Raw genomic sequence first — 25,593 nt, 5'->3', positions numbered from 1 at the left:
AAAGGAAATATCCATGTCGGTGCGCCAGAGCCTCCTCGCCATCCTCGATCAGGGCCCGTGCTACGGGTACCAGCTGCGCGCCGAGTTCGATCGGCGCACCGGTTCGACCTGGCCGCTCAACGTCGGCCAGATCTACAACACGCTCGAGCGCCTGGAGCGCGACAATCTCGTCGAGCGCGGCGACGCCGACGAGCAGGGCCACGTCTACTGGGCGATCACCGATGCCGGATCCGCCGAGGTCTCCGGCTGGCTCTCCTCCCCCGTCGAGCGCGCCACCGGCACCCGCGACGAGCTCTCGATCAAGCTCGCCGTCGCCGCGACGCTGCCCGGCGTCGACGTCGCCGCCGTCATCCAGACGCAGCGCAAGGCGTCGCTCGCCCAGCTGCAGGAGCTGCAGCGCACGAAGTACGCGGGCGCAAAGCCGGACAGTCCCGAGGAGCTGGCCTGGACGCTCGTGATCGACTCCATGATCTTCGCCGCAGAGGCGGAGGTGCGGTGGCTCGACCACACCGAGCAGCGACTCGCGCAGCACCCGCAGCACGCGCTCGAGCTGGAGCTCTCCAGCGAGCGGCCCAAACGCGGGCGGCCCTCCCGCGCCGTCCCGGTCTGATCGCCGAGGGCGTAGCGGTTCCACAGCCCGCGCACGGTCCGGGACCATAGGATCGGCCCATGGCCGGATTCTGGGGCAGACGCAAACGTGAACAGGAAGAGCTGCAGGCGCAGGACGCGGATCTCGCGCGCCGCGCCGAGCAGGCGATCGTCGCCGCCGACGAGCGGATCCGCACCTCCTCCGACGAGCTCGCCTTCGCCACGGCCGAGCTCGGCGACGAGATGACGGCGGACTTCCACACGGTGCTGGACGCCGTGCGCACGCACATGGGCGAGGCGTTCCAGCTGCACCAGCTGAACCATGACGAGATCCCGGACACCGCCGAGGAGCTGCGCACCCGCAACGCCCGCATCGTGCAGCTGTGCCAGTGGGCCGAGGACCTGATCGACGAGAAGTCCGCAGCCATCGCCGATGCCGTCGCCCGCGTGCGCAACGCGCCGCAGGTGGTCGCCAAGGTGCGCGCGGATGCCGCCGCCCTGGAGGGCCGCGTGCCTCAGGCGCAGGCATCCGTGGAGCGGCTGGCCACGCGTTACTCCGAGTCGGCCATGCAGCGCGTGGCCAAGAGCGCGGAGGAGGCCGCCCAGCTGGTGGTGTTCGCGAACCACGGCGCCGACGTGTTCGAGCGCCGCCGCGACGCCGGCCGCAACCAGGAGGCCGTGCTCGCGCTCGAGACCGCGACGGAGGCCACGCGCCGCGCAGCCTCACTGCTGGACGCCGTGGATGACTTCGAGATCGAGGCGCTGCGGGCCGAGTCCACGCTCGCCGAGGTCGTGGCCGACTCCCGGGGCGATCTGGCCGCTCTGCCGACGGCGCCGGACGCGCCCGCCGTGACCGCGGCGGCGACCGAACTGCAGCGCGCGCTGAACTCCCTCGCAGCGGCGGGAACCCGCACCGACCCGTTCGGCGAGCTCACCCGCCTCCGTGCGGCGAACACCGCACTGGACGCCGCCATCGCTGCCGCTCGTTACCGTGCGGAGCACCCGTTGCCCACGATCGCCATCGTGCAACATGCGCTGGACGACGCGGACCGGCAACTCGGAGTCGCGCGTGGCCTGATCGAAGGCCACCGCGGCTGGATCGGCGCTGACGCCCGCACGCGCCTCGCCGAGGCCGAGCGGCTGCGCGTGGACGCGCCGTCTCTGCTGCCCGCGGAGGAGACCCGCGAGGAGGCCCTCAGCACCGCGCGTCGCGTCGCGCAACTCGCCGCGGAGGCGCTGCAGCTCGCCCAGCACGACATCGACCGGTCCCGCCCCGACCAGGGCTGGGGCGGAGGCGGCGGCAACGGTTGGGGCGGCGGCCGCGGCTCCGGCGGCGGGGACGTCGTGACGGGCGTGCTCGGCGGCCTCGTCATCGGCGGCCTCCTCGGCGACATCTTCGACTGACAGCCCCGATTTCTCCGAGTCATCCCTGTCGCCCGCAGGCCTCAAGGTCCACGGACGGGGACTCGGAGGTAGGCGCCGACACAAAGCGGCCCGGGAACCTCCCGGGCCGCTTCATCGTCTTCAGAGGGTCGACGTCAGCCCACGAGCGCCTCGGCGGGCGCCGCCTGGGTGGTGAGCGAGATCACGCCGTAGTCCCAGCCCTTACGGCGGTACACGACGCTCGGGTGGTCGCTGCGTGCGTCCACGAAGAGGAAGAAGTCGTGGCCGACCAGTTCCATGCGGTCGACCGCCTCTTCGACGGTCATCCACTCCGCATCGAAGTTCTTCGTGCGGATGACGACCGGTGAGTAGTCCTCCTCGACCTCGATCGTCGGGATCGCACCTGTGGAGACCGCGTGCAGGGTGTCCACGGAGACGGGGTGCACATCGATGCCTGCGAGTTCGCCGGTGCCCTTTTCGAAGTGCGCGCCGCGCGGATGGTGACGACCGTCGATCCGGCGCTCCTTGGCCCGCCTCACCTGCTCGATGAGCTTGTCGACCGCGAGGTCCAGTGCGACGAACTTGTCCGCGTCGCGCGCTTCGGCGCGTACCAGCGGCCCCTTTCCGTTGAGAGTGAGTTCGACGGTCTCGTCCTCCACATGACCGCCGCGATAGGAACGATGGGTGACCTTCACGTCGAGGCTCTGCGCCTTCGTCGCGATAGTCGCGATCCGTGCGGTCTTCTCTTCGACCACCGCTCGGAATCGATCGCTGATGCCGACTCCGACACCGACGATGTTCGTTTCCATCCTGACCTCCTTGTTCCGGTCCGACCGGTAGGGGGCGGACCGTGGTCGCCTTTGTGAGTCCCCACCGTAGTCGTCGGATCCCGGGATGTCATCCACTATTCATCTGTGTGTCGTGTGGATCCGGATCGAGACTCGCCAGGATACGCATTCGGACCGTGCCCGGCACCGCGATGCCGACGTTCGGGACGTCATCCGCGGCGCCGGGTTGCGGCGACCGCCACCGCGCCCACGACCTGGAAGCCCGCCGCGCGGAGCGCTCTGGCGGCCTCCTCGCAGGTCGCCCCCGTCGTGATCACGTCGTCGACGATCAGAGCGGCCATGCCGTCGCCGTCCCTCGTCGCGATGAGACCCCCGCCGAGGTTGCTCCGGCGCTCCCGCACACCGAGCGTGCGCTGATCCCGCACTCGGCGCGTGTACGACAGCCCACGCAGCATCGGGATGCCCGTACCGCGTGCGAGCAGCTCCGGCACGCGGAATCCGCGCCGGCGGACCGCGGCCCGCGTGGTCGGCACCGGCACGACGACGTCGATGCGGCGCGGCGCGGAGGCTCCGGCGCTCAGGTCGTCCACGGCTGCCTCGAGTGCCGGCCGCAACGGCCGGATCAGCGACGTCTGGCCGTCCTCCTTGACCGCGCGCAGCACGGCGGCCGCGACCCCGTCGTAGGCGAGCCCTGCGCGCAGCGCGACGGCGTCCGACCGCGGGCGCACCACGCGAGGCTCCAAACCCGCCGCGCACGAGGCGCACAGCGCCGTCCCGGTCGCACCGCACCCGGCGCACACGGAGGCGAAGGCGAAGTCGGCCACCTCTCGGAGGAGCCGGCGGACGACGCCATCCGAGGGCGACACGGAAGACGACATCTCGCGAGGCACGTCACCAGCGTGCCCGGCCGGGAATGCCGCCCGAGTGCCGCTGCCGCGATCGGTGCGGAACCGGTGGCGTCCGGGGTCTGTGCAGGACGATCCAGCCCGCCCATGATCCGGGACTCGCGAGGATCCTCCGCAGACCCCGTCCTCAGCTGCCGCCCATTTGCACGGCGAGCACCTTGACGTTCGTGCTCACCTGCGTGGGGGTCGGCCCGCTGCGCACCCACAGCACGCCGTTGCCGAGCAACTGCACGGTCGTGGTCGGCGACGCCGGTGCGATCGATTGGGTGGTATCCGGCACATCGACGGTCTTCGCGGGTCCGCCCACCTGCTGCGCGCGCAGCACCAGGCTGGACCCGTCGGTGGTGAGCACGCCCACAGTGGTGTCGTCCAGCCAGGTGATGTCGGTCGCCCCCGTCGGCCAGGCGATCACGTTCGGGTTCGCCACACCGATCGCCGTGGGCGCACCGCGGTCGTCCCGGGTGATGGCAGCGACCTCGATGCGGATCTGGCCGTTCGCGCTCACGGCCATCGCGAGCCGGGCGCCGTCCCTGCTCACCGCCATCGCCATGATCTGGCTGGCATCCGGCGGCCCGGCGAAGGCCGGCTGGGACTTGGCCAAGTTCGACCAGGCGAGGATGGACGAGGGCGATGACTGCGGCACGGTCCAGATGTAGCCGTAGGGATCCAGCGTCGGGACGATGAGGCCGGGGCGCGCGTCGATCTCATCGGTCCTGCCGTCCGTGACGGCGTAGACATGGCCGCTGGCCCCCTGCACCGCCACGCGCTGCGCACCGCTGGCCGCACGGATCGCGGTGATCGCCTCGGGGAAGTTCTGCAACGGCGCTGAGACGCCGGCGACCGGCGCGAGCTCGCCGCCTGTCAGATAGCCGAACCCCTTGTCGGTGAGCACGAGCGGACGCGAGTCGACCGACGTCGACGCCGGTGAAGCGGACCCCGCGTTCAGATCGCGGCCCGACACGGTGAGCTTCACCTGCAGCACGCCCACCCCGCTCAAGCTGCGCTCGAGCTGCGTGCGCATCYGCGCCAGCGTGACCGGATCCGCGTCCAGGGCCGCGTTGGTGAGGGCGACCTCGGCGACCTGCGAGTCCGGTGTCACGGTGTTGCGGCCCAGCGCGATGTCGCCCGTGAAGGCGGTGCGCACCGCGCCGTTCAGCCAGGAGCTCGGCTTGCCGCTGACCAGCGACTGAACGATCCKGCTCGCSGTGTTCTCCCGYTTCGGGAACCAGCGCACRTCGGGCACCAGGTAGGTCCAGGTCGGRTCGAAGTACTGCAGGTCGTAGGGGGCGAACACGTCGGCGGCCGCGAAGGAATCCGCGTCCAGCACGATGCCGTCCGGCGCCGCTGAGATGCGCCACTGGCCGTCCTTGTTCTTCGCGAGCTCGAAGGGGAGCTCGGCCGCCCGATTCACGGGCGTCCCGGAATAGGCGCCGGTCTCGTCCACAATCCCCGTCTGCTGCAGCCCCAGGCGCACCGTCGCCGAGCTGGCGTCCTTCGGCAGGTCGGGGAGATCGAAGCGGCGACCGGCGGATCCGGTGTCGATCGTGACGCCCGCGTCGGGCTTCCACTTCTGTGCCTCACCGGAGGTGAGGAACTGCCGCGCGATTCCCCAGCTGTCCTTGGGGCTGGAGGCCGCGTCGATGAACCCGCGCACGATCTCCTTCGGATCCATCCCGTCCGATGGCCCCTGCGGCACGAAGGCGAGGTCCGATCCGCTGTCGCTCTGATCGGCGGAGAGTCCGGGGCGCACGTCGCCCGTGATCGGCAGTGACGCACAGGCGGTGAGCCCGAGGAGGGCGAGAGCGACGACCGCTCCGCGCAGGATCCGTCCGAACCTCATGACTTCCCCTCCTCCTCGGCGGGCGATGCGACGCGCGCCTGATCGCCGGGCTGGACGATCGGTGCGGTGTTCACGCCGATCTCCGCGATCGCCTCGACCGGTTCCAGGGGTACGGGCGATGTGCCGTCGAGCGGTCGCGCACCGCGCGGCAGGGTCAGCACGAAGTTGGTGCCCTCCCCCGGCCGCGACCACACCGCAAGGGACCCCCGGTGCAGCCGCGCGTCGCCCAGGGCGATCGACAGCCCCAGCCCGGTGCCGCCGATCGTGCGCGTGCGCGATGGATCCGCGCGCCAGAACCGGTCGAACACGCGCTCCGCATCCTCGGCGGTCATGCCCATCCCGCGATCGCGCACGCCGACGGCGACCGCGTTCTGGCTGCTGTCCACCGTGATGACGATGGGCCGCCCCTCGCCGTGCTCGATCGCGTTTCCGATGAGGTTGCGCAGGATGCGGCGCACGCGGCGCGGGTCGAGGTCCACCGGCGTGTGCCCGCCCGGGGCGACGAAACGCAGCTCCGTGTCGTGCGTCGCCGCCAGGGGCCGCATGTCGTCCACCATGTCTTCCGCGAGGTGGGCGAGGCTGATCGCCTCGGTCTCCAACTGCACGGATCCCGCGTCGTAGCGGCTGATCTCCAGCAGATCCGCGAGCAGCGTGTCGAATCGGTGCACCTGCGTCTGCAGCAGCTCCGCGGTGCGGGCGGTCGTCGGGTCGAACTCGTCCCGACGGTCATTGAGCATCTCGGCCGCCAGCCGGATGGTGGTCAACGGCGTGCGCAGCTCGTGCGACACGTCCGAGACGAATCGCTGCTGCACGAGCGACAGCTCGCCGAGCTCCTTGATCTGGGCCTCGATGCTGTCGGCCATCGCGTTGAAGGATCGGCCCAGGATCGCCAGCTCGTCCTGCCCGCGCACCGGCAGACGCACATCGAAGTCTCCGCCGGCGAAACGCGCGCTGGATTCCGCGGCCTCGGTGATCGGTTGCACCACGGTGCGCAGTGAGAACCAGGCGATCACGCCGATCAATGCGACGAGCACGATCCCCGCGATCCACAGGCTCGACTGCACCAGCACGAGTGTCTGCTCGGTGTCGGCGAGATCGTAGGCGATGTACAGCGCATACGCCCCCGCCCCCGGGGCGTTGAGCTGCCGTCCCACCAGCAACCCGGCGTGCGTGGATCCGTCCGCGTCCTGCAGAGCGACCGGCTGCCACCACTGCTTCGTGGCGTCTTTCTCGACCCGCTGCTTGAGCTGATCTGAGACGACGTCTTGGCTGAATCCGCCCAGGGTCGCGCCCGGCGGCGCCTGCGGATCGATCGGGATCACGCCGAACACCCGCGAGGCCGAGACCAGCTGGACCTGCCCGCTGACCTCACGCATCAAGCCGATCTGCGCGGTGCGGTTACCCTGCGTGTCGGCGGAGTAGAGCAGTAGCTGCGCCGAGTTCGTCGCTCGCTGCGCGTCCTTCAGCGCCTGGTCCTTGCGCGAGTCCCAGAGGTTGTTCTGCACCGCGAGCGCCATCGCCACGCACGTCACCAGCACGGCGACGCTGGTGAGGGCCAGGGCGATCACCAGCGTGCGGAACCGCAGCGACTGTCGCCACAGCTGCGCGGCGCGATGCCCGCTGCCGCGTACGCCGCGCACGGCCGCGTTCGCGAGCGCCACGGTGTTCGTCATCGGCGGACTTTCAGCATCGGCGGGGACCGCTTCTTCTCGGCCGTGGCGTCAGCGTGACCCGCGCGCGGGTCAGACCACGCTCCCTGCGCGATACCCGACGCCACGCACGGTGGTGACGATGCGCGGGTTGTCCGGGTCGAGCTCGACCTTGGCGCGCAGGCGCTGCACGTGCACGTTCACCAGCCGGGTGTCGGCCTTGTAGTGGTAACCCCACACCTGCTCCAGCAGCATCTCGCGGGAGAACACCTGCTGGGGTTTGGAGGCGAGGGCCACGAGCAGCTGGAACTCCAGCGGCGTGAGGGCGATCGGCGCGCTGCCGCGGCGCACCTCGTGCGCGTCGACGTCGATCGTCAGGTCTCCGATGCGCAGCACCTCGCTGGTGGACTGCGGCGTCGGCCGCAGCCGGGTGCGGATCCGCGCCACGAGCTCCTTCGGGTTGAAGGGCTTGACCATGTAATCGTCGGCGCCGACCTCGAGACCCCGCACGACGTCTGCGGTGTCGCCGCGTGCGGTGAGCATGATCACCGGCACCCCCGACTCCGCCCGGATGCGGGTGCAGATCTCGATGCCGTCCATGCCGGGCAGCATGAGGTCCAGCAGCACGAGGTCCGGACGCTGAGTCCGCCACTCGTCCACGGCCTTCGCGCCGTCCGCGCAGAACACGGGCTCGAAGCCCTCCGTGCGCAGCACGATGCCGATCATCTCGGCCAGGGCCGTGTCGTCATCGACCACGAGGATGCGTGAGGTCATGGGCGGGCAGTCGTCTTTCGGATCTCGCGTTGTTCGGATCTCTTGCGGGACGTGGGCACGGGCGAGCGCCCCCACGTCGGTCCAGCGTACTTCACGACCTGCGGAAGTCGGCCGAAGGGCACCGCGGGGCGACGTCGCGTCGCCGGACCGGGCGTCACAGCGGTGTGACACGATGGACCCACACGCGAACCGGAGGACTCGTGAGCCAGCAGAGTGTGAATGCGCAGGGCTGGACCCCCGCGCCCAAGCCCGGCCTCATCCCGTTGCGCCCGCTGGGGTTCGGCACGATCCTCGGGAAGTCCTTCGCGGCGCTGCGGCACAACCCCAAGGTGCTGTTCGGCTTCGCCGTGGTGGTGCAGCTGGTCGTGATGGTCGTGGTCCTGACTGTCGTCGGGGTGGTCTCGTTCGCCACCCTGAGCCGCCTCAGCACCGTGCAGGCGGGCAGCCAGGAGTGGATCACCCTCTACGTCGGCTCGATCGCGTTCATCGGCCTGGCCGGCCTGCTCATGGGGCTGTTCTCCGTCGCGTTCACCGCGATCGTCCAGGGCATCGTCGCCGCCGACGTGCGGGCGGCGGTGCTGCGCGAGAGCGCGACGCTCGGCGCCCTGTGGCGTCGCGTGCGCCCGGCGGCCTGGCGGCTCATCGGATACACCCTGCTCTACGGCGTCGCGGGGGTGGTGGCCGCCGTGCTCATCATCGGCGTGCCGTTCCTCGCGATCGGCCTGCCGACAGGTTTCGACGGCGCGGGCATCGCCTTCGYGATCTTCGSCATGCTSGCCGGGATSGCCGGRCTCGTSGTGCTGTCGRTCTGGGTCGGCACSAARCTSATGCTCGTRCCGTCGCTGCTCGTCCTCGAGGGCTCCGGAGTGCGCGCCGCGATCGCACGCTCCTGGCGCCTCACCCGGGGGCGGTTCTGGTTCGCCTTCGGGATCGTGTTCCTCATCGGCGCGATCATGTACGTCGGTACTCAGGCGATCAGCATGGTCGGAAGCCTGGTCACCTCGCTGTTCGGCCCGGTGCTCAACCCCACCGGCAGCACCGACCTCTCCCTCACCGTCAGCACCATCGTGGGTCTCGCGATCACCGAGGTCGTCGTCGTCGTGCTGCAGTCCATCAGCTCCGTCGTGCAGTCCACCGCTGGCGCACTCGTCTACATCGACTGCCGGATGCGCTACGAGGGGCTGGATCAGGATCTGATGGCGACCGTGGAGCGCCGTGCCGCCGGCCACGACGACGGCACGGATCCGTTCCGTGTGGATCCGGCCCGCGCCGTGCGCGCCGGATTCCGCCCTGCGCCCGCGCCGGTGCCCTACCCGCTGCCCCCAGGTCCCGTCCCGGGCTACCCGGCCCCGCAGGGGTTTGCCGGAGTAGCGGCGGCCCAGGGACACGCCGGCGCTCCGATCCCCTCGGGCTACGCCGGGCCGGCTGCGCCGCAGGGGTACCCGACCGTGCCGCCTTATGCCGTGCCCGCCGTTCCGCAGGCCGTGCCCGCGGGCCACCGCCCCGGCCCGCCCGCGACGCCGGCGCCCCCACCTGCTCCCCCGGCACCGCCCGCGCCCCCCGCCCCGATCCCGCCCGCGCAGCAGAGCCCCTGGGCCGCCCCGACGCGAGATGACGGGTGGACCGCGCCCGGATCCGATCGGCCATGACGGGTCCCGCCGTCCGTGTCGCCGTGATCGCCCTCCCCGCCGCGCTTGGCGCGAATCTCGCCTCGATCCCCCTCATCCCCGACGGCGACGGCGCGCGCGAGCTGGCGGAGAAGGAGCTGGCGAAGCCCGAGTACCAGGCCGCGAAGCCCACGCTCATCGATCAATGGACCCGCGCCGTGATCGACTGGCTCGCCGACCTGTTCACACCGCAGCACGCGGTCGACCTCGGACCGTGGGCCGCGATCGTGATCGGCGCCGTGCTCGTCGCCGCCCTCATCGCCGTGCTGCTGATCTGGGGACGTCCCCGGCGCTCCCGCTCCAGGGCGACCGGATCCGTGCTCCTCGGGGCCGCCGACGATCGCACCGCCGCCCAGCTGCGCGCGGACGCCGAGCGTGCGTCGCGCGAGGAGGACTGGGCCGAGGCGATCGTGCTGCGCTACCGCGCCGTCGCCCGGTCTCTCATCGAGCGCGACCTCATCGCGCCGGCGCCCGGAGCGACCGCCCAGACGATCGCCCGCGAGGCCGTCGGGCCGTTCCCCGGGGAAGGCGAGGCGCTGCACGCCGCCGCGGTGGCGTTCGACGACGTGCGCTACCTCGGCCACTCCGGCACATCGGCCCAATACCGCGCGCTCGCGGAGACCGACGACCGCCTGCGCGCGCTGCGCCCGCAGGTGCTGCCCGAGGCGGTGCCCGCATGAGCACCGCGCCCCCGGTCTCACCCGCCCCGGACCGCATCGACGGCCGATCCGACACCCCGTCCTCCGCCGGCGACACGTCCTCCGCCGACACGCGTCCCGCGGGGACGCTCGTGCGTGCGCCACGCCGCGTGCGACGGATCCTGGGCTGGGTCCTGGTGATCGCGCTCGTCCTCATCGTCGCCGCTGCGGGTCTGCTGCTCACATCTGCCTCACCCGTGCAGCGGGACGCGCTCGACCCGGAGCGCCCCGGTCCGGGGGGCACGCAGGCGCTCGCGCAGATCCTCCGCCAGCAGGGCGTGACCGTCGACGTCGTGCGCTCGCGGGCTGACGCGGCGGCCCGGCTGGACGCGGAGACCACACTCGTGATGAGCGATCCGTACCCGCTCACGGACGCGGCGGTCGCGGAGCTCACCGACGCCGCGCACGATGTGGTGCTGATCTCGCCGAGCTCGCGGATGCTGCGGATGCTGCAGCTCGGCACCTACGCCTTCCCGTCCGGGCCGCCCCTGGCGCACGCCGACTGCGACGTCCCCGCCTTCGCGCACGTCGGGTCGATCGTCCCCGGCCAGCTGTTCCTCCCTGACTCCGGCGTCACCTCCTGCTTCGGCGATGCGGGCGAGGGCGCCGCGGTGCTGATCTCGGAGCAGGATGGCGTCCGTCGCGCGATCGTCGACGGCGACGCGCTGTTCACGAACGAGCACCTCGCCCAGAACGGCAACGCGGCGCTCGGACTCGCATTGCTCGGCGTACGGCCGCACGTGATCTGGTACGTGCCCTCGTACGAGGACTCCGATCGCTCCGACGTCGACGTGCCGAAGAGCCTGGCCGATCTCACCCCCGGATGGGTGACGCCGGTGATCGTCCTGGGCATGATCACCGCCCTCCTCGCCGCCGTCTGGCGCGGGCGCCGGTTCGGGCCGCTCGTCTCCGAGACGCTTCCGGTCACCGTCCGGGCCTCGGAGACCATGCTGGGCCGCGCCAGGCTCACCGCGAAGGCGGCCGACGCCGCGCATGCGGCCGACGCGCTCCGTGCCGGCACGCTCTCCCGCCTCGCCGCACGCCTGGGCCTCGCCGCCCGGGCCGATCCCGCGGCCGTGGCGGATGCCGCAGCGGACCGGATCCGCGTGGACAGGGCCGGTTGCCGTGCCCTGCTCATCGGCCCGCTGCCCGCCGGCGACGCCGACCTCGTCCCCTACGCCCGCCGTCTCGCCGAGCTGGAGACCGCCGTCGAGAACGCCGTCCGCATCGAAAGGAGCACCCCGTGACCGATCGTCCCGGCACCGACCCCGCAGGAACCGCCCCGCTCGGGTATCCGCCGGCACCGCCCGCCCCGCCGGCAGCGCCGGCCCAGGGGTCGTCCCCGGCGGCGTCCCGACAAGGATCCGCGACGGCGCCAGGCTCCGACGACGCCGCGCTCCGCCAGGCGATGCAGCGCGTCCGCGCCGAGGTGGACAAGGCCGTCGTCGGCCAGGCCGGCACGGTCACCGGCCTGCTCGTGGCGCTGCTGGCGCGGGGGCACGTGCTCCTCGAAGGCGTGCCGGGAGTCGCGAAGACCCTCGTGGTGCGCTCGTTCTCCCGGGCGCTCGGGCTGGACACCAAGCGCGTGCAGTTCACCCCCGACCTCATGCCCGGCGACGTCACCGGATCCCTCGTCTACGACGCGCGCACGGGCGAGTTCGAGTTCCGTCGCGGACCGGTGTTCACGAACATCCTGCTCGCCGACGAGATCAACCGCACCCCGCCGAAGACCCAGGCGGCGCTGCTGGAAGCCATGGAGGAGCGCCAGGTGTCGTCGGACGGGGCGAGCATGCCGCTGCCGGATCCGTTCCTCGTCGCCGCGACGCAGAACCCGATCGAGCACGAAGGCACCTACTCCCTGCCGGAGGCCCAGCTGGATCGCTTCCTCATGAAGCTCGTGGTCGGCATGCCGGAGCGCGACGCGGAGGTCTCGGTGCTGCGTCGCCATGCGGACGGCTTCTCGCCGCGGGAGCTCACGGATCTGCACCCCGTCGTCAGCGCCCAGGAGATCCTCGCCGCGCAGGAGGCGGCCGGTCGCGTGCAGGTCACGGACGACGTGCTCGGCTACGTGGTCGACCTCGCCCGTGCGAGCCGGCAGTCGCCGTCGGTGCAGCTGGGCGCCTCACCCCGCGCCTCCACGGCGTTGCTCGCCGCGGCGAAGGCCTGGGCCTGGCTGAACGGCTCGAGCGCCGTCACCCCCGACCATGTGCAGACCATGCTGATCCCGGTCTGGCGGCACCGCCTGCAGCTGCGCCCCGACGCCGAGATGGAGGGCGTGTCCGCCGACGCCGTGCTCACCAGCGTGGTGCAGCAGACCCGCGTCCCGATCTAGGCCGCGGAGACACCCCTGATGTTCCTCACCGGTCGCCTCGTGATCGTCGCCGCACTCGGCGTCGTTCCGCTCGTGCTGCTCGATGTCCTCGGGGTGTCGCCGTGGTTCGTCCTGCTCGGCTGGCTGGCGCTGTGCGCGGTGCTGGTCGGCGTCGACGTGGTCGCGACAGCCCCGCTCGGCGCGCTGCGGATCGTCCGCGAGGTGCCGAACCGCGCGCGGCAGCACGAGCCGGTCACCGCGACCTTGATCGTGCAGAACCTCGGCGAGCGCCGGCTGCGCGGGCAACTGCGCGATGCGTGGCAGCCGACCGCGGGCGCCGGGAACCGCGGCAGGGCGACGCTGGACCTGCCCGCCGGTGAGCGCCGACGCGTCCCGATCACCCTGCTGCCGCGCCGCCGGGGCGAGCTGGCGAGCGAGTTCGTCGCCGTCCGCTCCACAGGTCCGCTCGGGCTGGCAGGACGCCAAGGACGGCACCTCGTGCGCGGAGCGATCCGGATCCTGCCGCCGTTCACATCGCGCCGGCACCTGCCGTCGCGTCTGGCACGGCTGCGCGAGCTCGACGGCAACACGAGCGTGCAGGTGCGCGGCCAGGGCACGGAGTTCGATTCGCTGCGCGAGTACGTGCGCGGCGACGATGTGCGCTCGATCGACTGGCGCGCCACCGCCCGCGCCGGCACCACGATGCTGCGCACCTGGCGTCCCGAGCGCGACCGGCACGTCGTGATCCTCATCGACACCGGCCGCACCGCCGCCGCGCGCGTGGGCGACGGCACGCGCCTGGATGCCGCCTATGAGTCCGCGCTGCTGCTGTCGGCCCTCGCCCAGCGTGCGGGCGACCACGTGCACCTGCTGCTGTTCGACCGCGCGGTGCGCGGCCGGGTGAGCGGCGTCGAGGGTCCGGCGCTGCTGCCGGCGCTCTCGGACGCGATGGCTCCCGTGCACGCCCGCCTCGTGGACACGGACTGGGGCGCCGCGTTCGCAGCGATCCGCTCGGTCACCACCCGCCCGTCGCTCATCGTCGTTCTCACCGCGCAGGATGCAGTGGAGAGCGCGCGGTCGTTCCTCGGTGCGTTCCCCCGCGCCTCGCGCGCCACGACGATCCTGGTCGGATCCTCCACGGATCTCTCGATCGACGACCTGGCCCGCGCCAGGGACTCGCGCGAGGACGTCTATCTCGCCGCCGCCGCCGAGCGGACCCTCGCCGATGCCGCACGGGTCGCCGACGCGATCCGGCGCGCGGGCGGCGAGCCGCTCGCCGCGGATCCGGAGGACCTGCCGCCGCGCATCGCGGACCGCTACCTGGAGCTCAAGGCGGCCGGCCGGCTCTGACCGGCCCTCTGGCGACACGCCCCGATGACCGCGGCTTTTCCTGAATCATTCAGAAAAAGCTASGGTGGAGSCATGGASACCTCSGCSATCCTCCGCRACGCRGGACTGCGCGTGACCGTGCAGCGCATCGCGGTGCTGCAGGCCCTCGCCCTCGCCCCGCACAGCTCGGCGGATCGGATCCACACCGCCGTCGAAGGCGCCGATATCGCTCTGCCGACGGTGCACGCGATCCTCGGCGACCTCGCCACGGCCGGCATCATCCGGCGGGTGAGCCTGCCCGATGCCGACCGTGCGCTCTTCGAGGTCGAACCCGGCGACAACCACCACCACATGCAGTGCGTCCGCTGCGGCCGGCTCGAGGTCGTCTCCTGCGCTGTCGGCGCCTCGCCGTGCCTGCACCCGGCCGAAGACCACGGCATGCGCCTGCTCGAAGCCTCCGTCACCTACCGCGCGGTGTGCCGCACCTGCGACGAGGTGCGGCCGTCCGCTTGACCGAGACTCGCGCCGCCCGCCCGGGGACCTTCCCTCGGAGCGGCGATCGGCGTGCCTGAAACCCCACGAAAGAACAGGAAGGATCAGCCTTGACTGACGAACTCACCTGCCCGATCGACCACGCCGGCGGCGCCCCCGCGCCGCGCCCCACCGGTAGCCGCACCGGCAACACCGACTGGTGGCCTGAGCGCCTGAACCTGCGCCAGCTCGCGAAGAACCCCGCCGTCGGCGACCCGCACGGCGAGGACTTCGACTATCGCGCCGCGTTCGAGGCGCTGGACCTCGACGCCGTCAAGCGCGACATCGCCGCGCTGCTCACCGAGTCGCAGCCGTGGTGGCCGGCGGACTTCGGCAACTACGGTCCGCTGATGATCCGCATGGCCTGGCACTCCGCCGGCACGTACCGCGTGTTCGACGGCCGCGGCGGCGGCGGCAACGGCCAGCAGCGCTTCGCCCCGCTGAACAGCTGGCCGGACAACGTGGGTCTGGACAAGGCCCGCCGCCTGCTCTGGCCCGTGAAGAAGACCTACGGCAAGGCGCTGAGCTGGGCCGACCTGATGATCCTCGCCGGCAACGTCGCGCACGAGCAGATGGGCATGCCCACCTTCGGCTTCGCCGGCGGCCGCCCCGATGTGTGGGAGCCGGACGACGACGTGTACTGGGGCTCCGAGAAGATCTGGCTCGACTCCAGTGCCCGCATCTCGACCGATGAGCAGGGCGAGCGCTCGCTCGCGAAGCCGCTCGCGGCCACCATGATGGGTCTCATCTACGTCAACCCCGAGGGGCCCGAGGGCAACCCGGATCCGCTTCTCGCCGCGAAGGACATCCGCGAGACCTTCGGTCGCATGGCGATGAACGACGAGGAGACGGTCGCCCTCATCGCCGGCGGCCACACCTTCGGCAAGACCCACGGCGCGGCCCCCGAAGCGGGGAACGTCGGCGAGTCGCCCGAGGGCGCCCCGATGGAGCAGATGGGTCTGGGCTGGAAGAGCAGCCACGGCGCCGGACACGGAAACGACACGATCGGATCCGGCCTCGAGGTCACCTGGACCTACCACCCCACCCGCTGGGACAACGAGTTCTTCCACATCCTGTTCGCCTACGACTGGGAGCTCACCACGGGCCCCGGCGGCGGCAAGCACTGGAAGCCGACCGATGGCGCCGGATCGGACTTGGTCCCGGAGGCACAGGGCGAGGGTCGCCGCGAGCCGCGCATGCTGACCACCGACCTGGCCCTGCGCGAGGACCCGATCTACCGCGAGATCTCGCTGCGCTTCAGCCAGGACCAGGCCGCGTTCACCGATGCGTACAGCCGGGCCTGGTTCAAGCTCACCCACCGCGACCTGGGCCCGAAGACCCGCTATCTCGGCGCCGAGGTGCCCGCCGAGGACCTGCTCTGGCAGGACCCGGTGCCCGCGCACGAGGGTGCGCTCATCGGCGCCGCCGAGATCGCCGACCTCGAGCAGCGCATCGCCGCGACCGGTCTCAGCGTCTCCGACCTGGTGTCGACCGCGTGGGCCGCGAGTTCCTCGTTCCGCGGCAGCGACAAGCGCGGCGGCGCGAACGGAGGCCGGATCCGCCTCGAGCCGCAGCGCAGCTGGGAGGTCAACCGGCCTGTCGAGCTCGCCCGCGTGATCGCGGCGCTGGAGGGCGTGCAGGAGGCGTTCAACGCGACCGGCGGCGCGCAGGTGTCGTTCGCCGACCTCGTGGTGCTCGCGGGCAACGTCGGCGTGAAGCAGGCCGCGGCCGCCGCGGGGCGCGCCGTGGAGATCCCGTTCACGCCGGGACGCACCGACGCCACGCAGGMGCAGACCGACATCGAGTCGTTCCAGTACCTGAACCCGCAGGCCGACGGCTTCCGCAACTACGTCAGCGACGTGGCCCGTGCGATCCCGGCGGAGGTGCTGCTCGTCGACCGTGCCGGCCTGCTGACGCTCTCCGCACCCGAGATGACGGTGCTCGTCGGCGGTCTGCGCGTGCTCGGCACGAACTGGGACGCCTCGCCCTACGGCGTGTTCACCCGGACCCCTGGCGTGCTCACGAACGACTTCTTCGTGAACGTGCTCGACCTGAACACGACCTGGAAGCCGCTCGATCCCGGATCCCACGCGTTCCAGGCCACCGACGACGCGACCGGAGAGACGACGTGGGTGGGCACCCGCGCCGACCTCGTCTTCGGCTCGAACTCCGAGCTGCGGGCGCTGGCCGAGGTGTACGCCAGCGATGACGCGAGCGCGAAGTTCGTCGACGACTTCGTGAAGGCCTGGGTCAAGGTCGCCGAACTCGACCGCTACGACGTGCGCTGAGTTCACGACACGGATCCGTGCGCCGACGGCCCGTCCCGATCCCGGGGCGGGCCGTCRGCGTTGCGGTGCGGGATGCGCCACGGCGGGTAGTGTCACTGACGGACAGCGGCGCCCACCTTCCCACGCGCCAGACAGCAAGGAGCCCCATGTCCTCCTCCCCCGTCGACGCACCGGCCGCCCCGCCCTCGTCTCTCGCCCCGCGCCTGGTCGCAGAGGGTCTCGGAACGTTCCTGCTCGTTGCCGCCGCGATGGGCACCGCGCTGTTCGCCTCGAACCACTTCACCGATCCCGGTGCGCAGGGCGCCGTCTACATCGCGGTGGCACTCGCCGTGGGTCTCTCCGTCCTCGTGGGCGTCTACGCCTTCGGCCCGATCTCCGGGGGGCACTTCAACCCCGCCGTCACACTCGGCGCGGCGGCCGCAGGGCGGATCGCGTGGAAGGACGCCGGTCCCTACGTCGTCGCGCAGTGCGTCGGCGGCGTCGTGGCGTCCACCGTGCTCACCCTGATCGGCACGTTCGGTCCGGACGGCTGGCTGCCCCGGGCGCAGGACGCGGGCTTCGCCAGCAACGGCTGGGGCGCGCTGTCTCCCGGCGGCTTCGGCGTGTGGGCCGCGATCATCGCCGAGGTCGTGTTCACGGCCTTGTTCCTCTTCGTGATCCTCGGCGTCACCCACCCCGTGCGCGGCACGCCGTTCGCGGGCATCGCGATCGGCCTGACGCTGACCCTCGGCGTCCTGGCGACCCTGCCCATCGACAACGCCTCGCTGAACCCGGCACGATCGCTGGCCACCGCGATCTACGGCGGCGTCGCGCCGCTCGCGCAGCTGTGGGTGTTCCTGGTGTTCCCGATCCTGGGCGCCCTGATCGCCGGATTCACCTACCGCGCGCTGTTCGACGCTCCCGTCCCCGCCGAGCGCTGAAACCCACGACTCCGGATCCACGTCACGGAACCGGCCGCGACGGCCCGCGATCGCGGCGCGCTCAGCCGGCAACGAGCGTCGGTGTGCCGGCCTCGAACTCGGTGAGGTCGCCGCTCTCGCCSAGWYGCTGSGCSCGACGGCCCRSGATCAGCATGTARGMSAGGAASACCGCCAGCGCGAGCGCRCCGATCCCGATCTTCACSGGCCAGGGCAGTCCCCAGCCGGTCACGAATCCCTCGACCAGGCCGGAGAGCCCGAGCGCGAACACGAGCCCGATGGCGACGGTGCCGAGCGAGCGCCCGGCGACCGCGAGGGCCTCGCCGCGGGTGCGCTCGCCCGGCACCAGCCAGGCCCAGAAGATGTGCAGGCCCGCCGCAGCGGCGACGAAGATGCAGGTSAGCTCGAGCATKCCGTGCGGCAGCAGGTACAGCACCACCACGTCGCCGCGCCCGAATGCGAACATGACCCCGACCGCCAGGCCCACGTTCACGGCGTTCTGCATGAGCACCATGATCGGCCAGATGCCGGTGACCCCGAGCAGCACGCACTGCGCGGCGATCCAGGCGTTGTTCGTCCACACCATGCCGGCGAACTCGGCCGCCGGATTCTCGGTGTAGTAGTCCGTGAAGGAGTGCTCGACGTAGTACTTCAGATCGGCCTTGGATCCGAGTGCCGCGACGAGCGCGGGATCCGAGGTGATCCAGATCGCCACGCCGACGACCACCGCCAGGCTTGCGAGCGCGATGACCAGCGTGGTCCAGCGCAGCCGGTACAGCGCCGCGGGAAGCTGCCGGGCGAAGAAGCGACCGGTCTGCCGGAGCACGTTGTCGCCCTGGCCCGTGAGCCGCAACCGTGCCCTGGCCAGGATCGTGGAGACGTGCGCGCTCTGCGGAGAGGATCCGACCGAACTGCGCAGATCGGCGAGATCCGCCGATGCCGCCCGGTAGCGAGTGATGAGCTCGTCGACGCCGGCGCCGTCGAGCGACTGCCGGTTGAGCTCGTCCAGGCGCGCCCACTCGCGGCTCCTGGCATCGGCGAGTGCGTCGGCGTCCACGTGTTTTACTGTACCCATGTCGGATGCCAGCGCCTCGAACGCCGTGGGCGCTGCGCACTCGATCGCCGCACTCGACAGCGACGACGAGGTACTCTCGGGCGAGGCCGTCGCGATCGAAGTGCAGCCCGTCGGCCTCTTCTTCCGCACGCTGGGCGCCCTGATCGACGCGGCTCTGAGCTGGGCCGTCTTCCTCGGCTACATCGCCGTGCGCTATTGGATGCTGGGCGCGTTCGGGGATCCCGCCCTGGACCGGATACTCGCCGTGCTGGCGCTGGTCACCGCGTTCGTGATCGTGCCGTGCACGATCGAGACCCTCACCCACGGCCGCAGCCTCGGCAAGCTCGCCGTGGGCGGACGGATCGTGCGCGTCGACGGCGGCGCGGCCGGATTCCGGCACGCTCTCATCCGTGCGCTCATCGGCGTCTTCGAGACCTACCTCACGTTCGGGGCCGTCGCCTTCCTGACCGCGGCCTTCACCGCGCGATCGCAGCGTCTGGGCGACCTCGTCGCTGGAACGTACAGCCAGAAGGTGCGCACGCCGCGCCTGGCCGCGCGCGTGCCGGTCATGCCGCCTGGCATGGAGTCGTGGGCGGCGATCGCGGACGTGGCCCGCATGCCCGATCGGCTCGCACGGCGCATCTCGCAGTTCCTGGACAGCGCGCCGCAGCTGCTCCCGCCCGCCAGGGCGCGGATCGCGCATGAGCTGCTGACCGAGGCGTCGGCGTTCATCTCGCCGGTTCCCGCCGCACCCCCCGAGGCCGTGCTCGTGGCCGCGACGGTGCTGCGCCGGGAGCGCGAACGGCGCGCGCTCGCGCTCGCCGATGCGCGTGTGCAGCGCCTCAGCGGCGTGGACGTCGGCGTCTAGACGCCGCGAGCCCTCAGGCCCGCAGCGTCTCGTGGCGGACGACGATCCAGCCCGCCGGCACGGAGAGGCGCTCGGCATGGATCGCGCACAGGTCGTGCGCGTGCGGGTCGTTCTCGACGCCGAGCGGCCCGAGCGCCGCCRTCTGGTCGCCGTAGTCGTAGGTGAGGGTCGCCACGGCCTCGCGCGCGCAGCCCACCTTGGAGCAGAGTCGTCCGTACATCCCCTTCAGGCTACGACCGCGCACCGCCCGCGCCGGGATGCCGCGCGCACGTGAGTCGGATCCGCCCATCCGCGGAGGACCAGGCGAGGTCCCGACCGAACTGCCGGTGCCGCCTGGACCGCCGGTGCCGCCTAGACTTGCCGCATGCGCCGTGCTCGTGGATCCCGCCGTGCGGTCGTCCCGCGCCGCGGCGACCGGCACGGCCGGCACGGCCGTCTGGGCCGCAGCTCCGTGGTGCGGCCGCCGCTGCCACCGCTCGACGGGCGCCTCGACACGTTCGACCTGCACGTCGGCTCCGCGGTCGAACTGCTGCGCTCGATGTGGCCGGACCTTCGCCCGGTGCGCATCGAGATCGCGGCGATGCCCACCCATGCGGATCCGGACGGTCTGCCGCGCTGGCTCGTGGACACCCAGGCGCAGCGCATCGTGCTGTTCCGCGTGCCCATCGAACGACTGCTCGAGCCCGGTCACGACGACAGCGCGCACCGCCGCGTCGCGATCGAGGGTGCGGTGTTCCGCGCGGCGGCGCAGTACATCGGACGCGAGCCGTGGGAGATGGATCCACGCGGCTTCGACACCGACGAGTGACGCGCCCGACGGAGCGCGGGCGCTGACCGCCCGGCCCGCCTAACGCTGGTAGACCGTGATCGGGGCCGCTGCGGCGTCCGTGGCCCAGACCGGATACCCGGCCAGCCGGCCGATGCCCGAGTAGACCACCGCACCGCGCACCGCGGTCGGCGAAGACAGCGAATACGTGGTGGAAGCGCTGACGGTCACTGTGGCAGCCCCATCGGGCTGCAGCGTGACGCGCTGGGTCGCCCCGCCGTCGATCGGGGTGAGCTCGACCGTGGTCGCCTGGTCCGAGGCGTTCTGCAGGTGCAGCTGCGGTGCCGGCCCGTCCGCCACGGCGAAGGCCGTGGTGCCGGTGATGACCGGGGCCGGAGTCATCCAGGCGAAGTCGGATCCCTTGGCGGACCCGGTGGTCTGCCAGGCGGCGGCGACGACCGGATTGCTCGCGGTCACGTCGATGGCATACAGTCCGGGCTTCAGCGCGGAGAAGTTGACGGATCCGACCTGGCCCGCCGTGAGCTTCACCGTCTTCGGCTCGCCGATCTTGCTGCCGTTGGCGGCGTTGCGTGGCTGCAGCGTCACGGTGGCGTCGGCGTCGGGCGCCAGCAGGCGGACCGCCGTCGAGGCGTTGTCGTCGTCGTCCGACCCGACCACCGCGCGTACGCCGAGCAGAGAGAACTCCTTCTGGGGCTGCGCGATGGCGTCCTGCACGTCGATGCCGACCGGATCCAGGGTGCGGATCAGACTGGACTGCAGCGCCGCGCGCACCGGTGCACCACTCGAGGTCACCTCGACGACGGGGCTGCTCTCCCCCGCCGACCCCGCGACGAGCGGGACCGTGGACTGGGTGCCCGCGGGCACGACCAGCTCCGAGGAGTGCGTGCCGCCGGCCGAACCGTACTCGGTGAACGTCACGGTCGCCGTGACGGCGCCCGGGTTCGCGATCAGCAGGATGTCGCTCGATCCGGTGGTGCCGGCGCCGCCGACGATCCACGACTCCATGCTCGGCGGACGGCASGCGGACGCCGCGAASCCGGAGAGGTCGTCGGCGGAKACCGTRACSGACTGGGCMGCCGCGGCCAGGGCGGACTCGCGATTCTGCGGGGAGGCTGTGAACGCCGGCGCCGAGGTCGCGCCCACCACATCGGACATGCCGAGCTCGCCCGGGGTCAGGTTCTCGCCCGCCGAGGCGCCGCTGACGAGGTTCGGGCTGCCTGCGACGCTGAGCTGGGATGCCTGCGCGGCGTCGCGCCCGAGCGCCAGGAAGGACCCGGTGCAGCTGAGCAGAGTGTCGCCCGCCACGGGTTTGACCGTGGAATGAGCCGGTGTGCGCGCGATCGTGGGCCAGGCGGCCGGGATCGCGATGACCGCGCCGGCCACGCAGGCCGCGGACACGACGACGCCTGCGACCAGGCGAGCCCCGGTGGCGACGAGACGCACGGAGGTCCTGCTGCTCATTCGTCGGCCTCCTTCGCGGGCGCGGATGCCGTATCGGCGGGAGCGGATCCGGGGTCCTGGGGTTCGGGTTCGGGTTCGGGATCTGGATCCGCAGCTGCAGACGGATCCGCAGGCGTCGCGTCGGGATCCGCCGGCCGATCGGCCGAGTCCGCGTCGCTCTCGACCGGAGCTTCCTCGAAGTCCGCCTGGGCAGGCGGTTCCGTCCCGGGAGATGCCTCGTCGTCGATCACGGTGTCGGGCGCGGCGGCGCCTTCTGCCGCCGCCGCTTCGCCCGGGATCACGACCGAACCGGACGCGCCCTTGCGCTTCTTCGGCGCGCGGGCGGGGCGCTCGCGTGCCGGCTTGACCGGTCGGGGAGCGCGCTCCGGCAGCACGCCGACCGCGCGCGGAACGGCTCGCGCGGCCCGGCGCGAGGCACGGGTCGGGATCGACAGCAGCAGCGCGGCGAGCAGCACGATCAGCTCCACCGTCACGACCAGCTGCGCGGTGGCGCGCTGCCCGGCGCTCATCCCCGCGCGCGTGGCCGGCTCGGCATCCATGCGCCACAGCACCCCGCGAGGCGTCTCGCCGACGCGCACGAAGCCCGCGCGCTGATCCAGGGCCGTGGCGGACTGCAGGCGCAGCGAGCGCTCCGCCGAGGTCTCCTTCTCCGAACCCGCCTGAAGCAGCACGAAACGCACTCCCAGCGCGCCGAGCGCCTTGGGCGCATCGAACTGTCGCGCAGAGACGAGATCGACCGACAGTTCGGTGTAGTCCTTGCCCGGCGCCGAGGTCGCCGTGTTGATGATCGTGGCCTGCGCGCCGAGGGTGGCACTCGCACCCCACACCACCGTGGTGGCGAGGGCGCCGTCCGGCTGGGCGCTGAGCACGAGCGTTCCGAGCTCGCGGTCGGCGCGGGCCTGGGCGTTCACATACGCGGGCAGCGTGGTGAGGTCACCGCGCTGGATCGTCGCGGTCCCCGTGACGAACGACACGGCGGTCGGCACCGCGCACACCACGATTCCGGCGGCGGCGATGAGCGCCGCGGCTCCGCGCAGCGCCGGGCGGGTGATCGCGCAGTCCAGGGTCACCAAAGCTCCGCCCAGCACGCCGATCCACGCGAGGCTCAGTCCGGATCCGGGCCAGATCGGCACGGCCTGCGACTGTGCGAACGCGACCGCGACGCCCACCGCGGCGAACGCGGTCGCGAGCCCGGTGGCGGCGACGAGGAGGGATCCGATCCCCACGCTCCACCGACGTGTGATCGTGGAGAACACCGCGAGCACGGCGAGCGGGGCGCCGAACCAGAGCACCCAGGACGCGTCCTTCACACCCAGCAGCGTCGGCCAGCCGGCCTGGTCCATGGTGGGCAGTCCGGCGAGCAGCGACAGACGCCCGGCCGCATCCGCGGCCGCCTGCGGCGCCACGACGATCGCACCGGGATCCGACAGCAGAGCCCACAGCGAGCCGTGCGCGAGGTGCCAGATCGCGAGCGGGGCGAACACGACGACGGCCGGAACGAGCACCCAGACCATGCGCACGGCGCCGCGTACCGAGCGTCGAGCGAGCAGCCACACGATCGCGATGAACCAGAGCAGCACGAAGGCCGGCGCGAGCGACGGCGCGCACGCCAGTGCGGCCGCCGTCAGCAGCGACGCCGCCCCGGCCGCCCCCCAGGAGCGCTGGGCGACGAGGGCGGTGTGCAGCACCCAGGGCAGCAGCAGGTGCAGCAGCACCGCGGCCGGGCGCCCTTCGGCGAGCGCGATCAGGAAGGCGGGCGACAGCGCCCACACGACGCCGGCCAGGATCCGCAGCCCCGGCTTGTCGGTGATGCGGGTGGCGGCGAACCATCCGCCGAGCACGGCGAGCGGCAGGGCCGCGACCCAGAGCAGCAGCAGAGCGTATGAGGGCGATCCCGGCCAGAGTGAGCCGAGCACGGCCAGCACGCCGGAGAACGGATCCGCTGGTCCCACCACGTCGATCCCGAAGCCGCGCTGCCCGTAGGCGGCGTCTCGCCACAGCGCSSCGACGGTCTGCCGCARCGGCAGCAKCGCSCCKCCRCCGAGGGCGGGCCAGGCCAGCAAGGAGGCGAACAGTGCGACGCCGGCGACCAGCGCGCCGAGCACGGCCCAGGCGCCACCGCCGGAGAAGAACCCGAGTTCCTCGTGCACCCCCGCCTCGGTGCCGTGCCCGTCATCGAGGCGCTGGCGCAGTTGAGCACGGGTGACCCGGAGCGGAGCGATGCTCGCCCAGCTCGCGCGGCGATCGGCGCGGATCGCCCGGCGAGAGCGCGCTACGGCGGATCCTGAGACCATCGCGATGCCGGCGGCGCCCCACTCCGGAAGCACCGCGGCGGGACGCTTCCCGGTCAGGTGCGTGATCGAGCGCCACAGCGCGAGGGGCAGCAGCGAGAGCCAGTGCAGCGGCACCGCCGCAGCGGGGGCGTAGCTCAGCCGACGATGCAGCTGTGCGCGGCGGCGGGCGAAAGCGTCCGCCGCCGTGCCCTCGACGTCGGCGCCGTCGTCCACGGCGATCCTCGCTCCGGCGGCGAGCACCATGCGGCCGCCGGCGAGGCGTGCACGGATGCCCAGATCGAGCCCCTCGTCGCGGCCGCCCAGACCGGCGTCGGGGCGCAGCCCGCGACCGGCGCGGAGGAGCAGCCCGCGCGCATCCGCGCCGAGCGCGTCGTCCATGCCGTCGTGCTGGCCCTGGTCGAGTTCGCCCCGTGCAGGATCGACGGCGCGACCGAGGCGGGTCATGCTCTGCCCGAACGACGCGATGCGGTGCTCGTCGACATCGCTCACGAGCTTGGGGGCGGCGATCGCGGCCGCCGGCGAGCGCTCCAGCGCGCCGGCGAGCTGCTCGAGCGCAGTGGGAGCGGGGGCGCAGTCCTCCGTGAGGATCCACAGCGCCGCCCCCTCGGCGACACGCGGCAGTGCGAGCGACACCGCGGCGGCCAGGGTCGTGGAGGCCTTGGTCTCGATCACCGCTTCAGCGGCCTGGGCGACGCGGGCGCTGCCGCGGAGGGCGCTCGAGGAGCCGCACGCGACGATCGTCAGCGCATCCGGCCGGCGGGTCTGCGCGGCGAGCGCATCGAGGGCGCGCAGCAGGCGCGCAAGGGAGGTCGCACCCGAACGGGCGACGAGGACGGCGTGTACTCGGGCAGACATGACGGGGTCAGCCTAAGCGGGCTGTCGCCGGAGGGAGGGCTGGGACGTGGGCGCGTCCCGGTATTCCTGGCAGACGCATTGCGGGGACCGCGACCGCGCAACCGAAGCGGCGGGTCTGCGAGGGCGCCGCGTTTCGTCTCGGTCGATCGCTTCGCGCTCGTCCTCGCTCAACGACCGATTCGTCAGCCGGCGCGGCGCTTGAGCTTGCGGCGCTCGCGCTCCGACAAGCCGCCCCAGATCCCGAAGCGCTCGTCGTTGTTCAGGGCGTATTCGAGGCATTCGCCCCGCACGTCGCAGGTGGTGCAGATGCGCTTGGCGTCGCGGGTCGAGCCGCCCTTCTCCGGGAAGAAGGCCTCGGGGTCGGTCTGCGCGCACAGCGCGTCGCTCTGCCACGCGAGTGCATTGTCATCGCCCTCGGTCGGGCGGCGAACGCCCGGCACCCCCAATTGGACCGGATCGACGAACCAGTCATCGGGAACGTCTGAACGGTATGCCGTCATGTCGCCCTCTCCCTCGTTTCCCCCCGGGTGCGCCGCGGGCCGCGTTGCATTACTAATTACACCCGTGTCATTCGCCCTGGTCAAGTCGCGGATCGTAAACCCTCAA

22 protein-coding genes are annotated in these 25,593 nt (G+C 72.1%); 12 read left to right on the top strand and 10 right to left on the bottom strand.

The annotated features are described in order from the left end of the window. Positions 1-13: 13 nt before the first annotated feature. Both AC1DMN_RS13565 and AC1DMN_RS13560 read left to right on the top strand, forming a co-directional pair. Positions 14-610 (top strand): PadR family transcriptional regulator, encoded by a 597-nt coding sequence (locus tag AC1DMN_RS13565; RefSeq protein WP_477230759.1) that lies wholly within the window; start codon positions 14-16, stop codon positions 608-610. Between the two features lie 59 nt (positions 611-669). Further along, on the top strand, positions 670-1,992 hold the full coding sequence (locus AC1DMN_RS13560) for a coiled-coil domain-containing protein (protein WP_477230760.1): 1,323 nt from the start codon (positions 670-672) through the stop codon (positions 1,990-1,992). 134 nt (positions 1,993-2,126) lie between these two features. Here the strand turns inward: AC1DMN_RS13560 and hpf are convergent, their stop codons facing one another. The 5 genes from hpf to mtrA form a co-directional block, all read right to left on the bottom strand. Further along, positions 2,127-2,780 (bottom strand): ribosome hibernation-promoting factor, HPF/YfiA family, encoded by a 654-nt coding sequence (gene hpf, locus AC1DMN_RS13555; protein ID WP_440732303.1) that lies wholly within the window; start codon positions 2,778-2,780, stop codon positions 2,127-2,129. A 188-nt stretch (positions 2,781-2,968) separates the two neighbouring features. Then, complete coding sequence (locus AC1DMN_RS13550; RefSeq protein ID WP_440732304.1) at positions 2,969-3,490, bottom strand: ComF family protein; 522 nt, start codon at positions 3,488-3,490, stop codon at positions 2,969-2,971. Between the two features lie 301 nt (positions 3,491-3,791). Next, positions 3,792-5,504 (bottom strand): LpqB family beta-propeller domain-containing protein, encoded by a 1,713-nt coding sequence (locus AC1DMN_RS13545; protein WP_477384402.1) that lies wholly within the window; start codon positions 5,502-5,504, stop codon positions 3,792-3,794. Beyond that, positions 5,501-7,177, bottom strand: a complete 1,677-nt coding sequence (gene mtrB, locus AC1DMN_RS13540; RefSeq protein ID WP_477230762.1) for an MtrAB system histidine kinase MtrB — start codon at positions 7,175-7,177, stop codon at positions 5,501-5,503. Before mtrB ends, AC1DMN_RS13545 begins: the two co-directional genes overlap by 4 nt. A 69-nt stretch (positions 7,178-7,246) precedes the next feature. Next, entirely contained in the window at positions 7,247-7,927 is a 681-nt protein-coding gene (mtrA, locus tag AC1DMN_RS13535) for an MtrAB system response regulator MtrA (protein WP_440732307.1), read from the bottom strand. Between the two features lie 200 nt (positions 7,928-8,127). Here mtrA and AC1DMN_RS13530 point away from each other — a divergent pair, with 200 nt between their 5' ends. The 8 genes from AC1DMN_RS13530 (at position 8,128) to AC1DMN_RS13495 (ending at position 17,671) form a co-directional block, all read left to right on the top strand. Continuing rightward, complete coding sequence (locus AC1DMN_RS13530) at positions 8,128-9,576, top strand: glycerophosphoryl diester phosphodiesterase membrane domain-containing protein (RefSeq protein WP_477384400.1); 1,449 nt, start codon at positions 8,128-8,130, stop codon at positions 9,574-9,576. After that, the gene (locus AC1DMN_RS13525; protein WP_477230764.1) at positions 9,573-10,274 is read left to right on the top strand and encodes a DUF4129 domain-containing protein; all 702 of its coding nucleotides are present in this window, start codon (positions 9,573-9,575) and stop codon (positions 10,272-10,274) included. The genes AC1DMN_RS13530 and AC1DMN_RS13525 overlap by 4 nt, the downstream gene beginning before the upstream one ends. Further along, positions 10,271-11,539: a DUF4350 domain-containing protein gene (locus AC1DMN_RS13520; RefSeq protein ID WP_477230765.1), complete on the top strand. Its 1,269-nt coding sequence runs from the start codon at positions 10,271-10,273 to the stop codon at positions 11,537-11,539. Before AC1DMN_RS13525 ends, AC1DMN_RS13520 begins: the two co-directional genes overlap by 4 nt. Before the next feature lie 161 nt (positions 11,540-11,700). Continuing rightward, a complete protein-coding gene (locus AC1DMN_RS13515) occupies positions 11,701-12,624 on the top strand; it encodes an AAA family ATPase (RefSeq protein ID WP_440732449.1) in 924 nt (307 codons plus the stop codon). Positions 12,625-12,642: 18 nt separating this feature from the next. After that, on the top strand, positions 12,643-13,953 hold the full coding sequence (locus tag AC1DMN_RS13510) for a DUF58 domain-containing protein (protein WP_477230766.1): 1,311 nt from the start codon (positions 12,643-12,645) through the stop codon (positions 13,951-13,953). 111 nt (positions 13,954-14,064) lie between these two features. Continuing rightward, the gene (locus AC1DMN_RS13505; RefSeq protein ID WP_477384398.1) at positions 14,065-14,445 is read left to right on the top strand and encodes a Fur family transcriptional regulator; all 381 of its coding nucleotides are present in this window, start codon (positions 14,065-14,067) and stop codon (positions 14,443-14,445) included. Between the two features lie 89 nt (positions 14,446-14,534). After that, complete coding sequence (gene katG, locus AC1DMN_RS13500; protein WP_477384396.1) at positions 14,535-16,751, top strand: catalase/peroxidase HPI; 2,217 nt, start codon at positions 14,535-14,537, stop codon at positions 16,749-16,751. Between the two features lie 146 nt (positions 16,752-16,897). Beyond that, positions 16,898-17,671, top strand: a complete 774-nt coding sequence (locus AC1DMN_RS13495) for an aquaporin (RefSeq protein ID WP_477230768.1) — start codon at positions 16,898-16,900, stop codon at positions 17,669-17,671. Between the two features lie 61 nt (positions 17,672-17,732). Here AC1DMN_RS13495 and AC1DMN_RS13490 read toward each other — a convergent pair whose 3' ends face one another. Further along, positions 17,733-18,725, bottom strand: a complete 993-nt coding sequence (locus AC1DMN_RS13490; RefSeq protein WP_477384394.1) for a stage II sporulation protein M — start codon at positions 18,723-18,725, stop codon at positions 17,733-17,735. Positions 18,726-18,741: 16 nt separating this feature from the next. Between AC1DMN_RS13490 and AC1DMN_RS13485 the strand changes: the two genes are divergently transcribed. Continuing rightward, the gene (locus AC1DMN_RS13485) at positions 18,742-19,590 is read left to right on the top strand and encodes an RDD family protein (RefSeq protein ID WP_477230770.1); all 849 of its coding nucleotides are present in this window, start codon (positions 18,742-18,744) and stop codon (positions 19,588-19,590) included. 13 nt (positions 19,591-19,603) lie between these two features. Here the strand turns inward: AC1DMN_RS13485 and AC1DMN_RS13480 are convergent, their stop codons facing one another. After that, entirely contained in the window at positions 19,604-19,810 is a 207-nt protein-coding gene (locus AC1DMN_RS13480; RefSeq protein WP_477384392.1) for a DUF3499 family protein, read from the bottom strand. Positions 19,811-19,954: 144 nt separating this feature from the next. Between AC1DMN_RS13480 and AC1DMN_RS13475 the strand changes: the two genes are divergently transcribed. Beyond that, a complete protein-coding gene (locus AC1DMN_RS13475) occupies positions 19,955-20,398 on the top strand; it encodes a hypothetical protein (protein WP_441976703.1) in 444 nt (147 codons plus the stop codon). A gap of 39 nt (positions 20,399-20,437) precedes the next feature. Here the strand turns inward: AC1DMN_RS13475 and AC1DMN_RS13470 are convergent, their stop codons facing one another. The 3 genes from AC1DMN_RS13470 to AC1DMN_RS13460 all read right to left on the bottom strand — a co-directional run bounded on the left by AC1DMN_RS13470 (position 20,438) and on the right by AC1DMN_RS13460 (position 25,487). After that, positions 20,438-21,838 (bottom strand): DUF5719 family protein, encoded by a 1,401-nt coding sequence (locus AC1DMN_RS13470; RefSeq protein WP_477230771.1) that lies wholly within the window; start codon positions 21,836-21,838, stop codon positions 20,438-20,440. Further along, positions 21,835-24,987, bottom strand: coding sequence for a glycosyltransferase (locus AC1DMN_RS13465; protein WP_477384390.1), 3,153 nt, complete (start codon positions 24,985-24,987; stop codon positions 21,835-21,837). The genes AC1DMN_RS13470 and AC1DMN_RS13465 overlap by 4 nt, the downstream gene beginning before the upstream one ends. Positions 24,988-25,169: 182 nt before the next feature. Next, positions 25,170-25,487 (bottom strand): WhiB family transcriptional regulator, encoded by a 318-nt coding sequence (locus tag AC1DMN_RS13460; RefSeq protein ID WP_082076464.1) that lies wholly within the window; start codon positions 25,485-25,487, stop codon positions 25,170-25,172. Positions 25,488-25,593: the final 106 nt, after the last annotated feature.

Source organism: Microbacterium sp. 01T413_2, from assembly GCF_056398985.1.
This window is presented reverse-complemented; position numbering and strand designations above follow the sequence as displayed.

What these genes read in the sequence shown, in the direction of transcription:
- AC1DMN_RS13525 (WP_477230764.1), top strand. Translation starts at nt 9,573, where the DNA reads ATGACGGGTCCCGCCGTCCGTGTCGCCGTGATCGCCCTCCCCGCCGCG.
- AC1DMN_RS13560 (WP_477230760.1), top strand. Translation starts at nt 670, where the DNA reads ATGGCCGGATTCTGGGGCAGACGCAAACGTGAACAGGAAGAGCTGCAG.
- mtrB (WP_477230762.1), bottom strand. Translation starts at nt 7,177, where the DNA reads ATGACGAACACCGTGGCGCTCGCGAACGCGGCCGTGCGCGGCGTACGC.
- AC1DMN_RS13510 (WP_477230766.1), top strand. Translation starts at nt 12,643, where the DNA reads ATGTTCCTCACCGGTCGCCTCGTGATCGTCGCCGCACTCGGCGTCGTT.
- AC1DMN_RS13520 (WP_477230765.1), top strand. Translation starts at nt 10,271, where the DNA reads ATGAGCACCGCGCCCCCGGTCTCACCCGCCCCGGACCGCATCGACGGC.
- hpf (WP_440732303.1), bottom strand. Translation starts at nt 2,780, where the DNA reads ATGGAAACGAACATCGTCGGTGTCGGAGTCGGCATCAGCGATCGATTC.
- AC1DMN_RS13460 (WP_082076464.1), bottom strand. Translation starts at nt 25,487, where the DNA reads ATGACGGCATACCGTTCAGACGTTCCCGATGACTGGTTCGTCGATCCG.
- AC1DMN_RS13565 (WP_477230759.1), top strand. Translation starts at nt 14, where the DNA reads ATGTCGGTGCGCCAGAGCCTCCTCGCCATCCTCGATCAGGGCCCGTGC.
- AC1DMN_RS13495 (WP_477230768.1), top strand. Translation starts at nt 16,898, where the DNA reads ATGTCCTCCTCCCCCGTCGACGCACCGGCCGCCCCGCCCTCGTCTCTC.
- AC1DMN_RS13515 (WP_440732449.1), top strand. Translation starts at nt 11,701, where the DNA reads ATGCAGCGCGTCCGCGCCGAGGTGGACAAGGCCGTCGTCGGCCAGGCC.
- AC1DMN_RS13475 (WP_441976703.1), top strand. Translation starts at nt 19,955, where the DNA reads ATGCGCCGTGCTCGTGGATCCCGCCGTGCGGTCGTCCCGCGCCGCGGC.
- mtrA (WP_440732307.1), bottom strand. Translation starts at nt 7,927, where the DNA reads ATGACCTCACGCATCCTCGTGGTCGATGACGACACGGCCCTGGCCGAG.
- AC1DMN_RS13485 (WP_477230770.1), top strand. Translation starts at nt 18,742, where the DNA reads ATGTCGGATGCCAGCGCCTCGAACGCCGTGGGCGCTGCGCACTCGATC.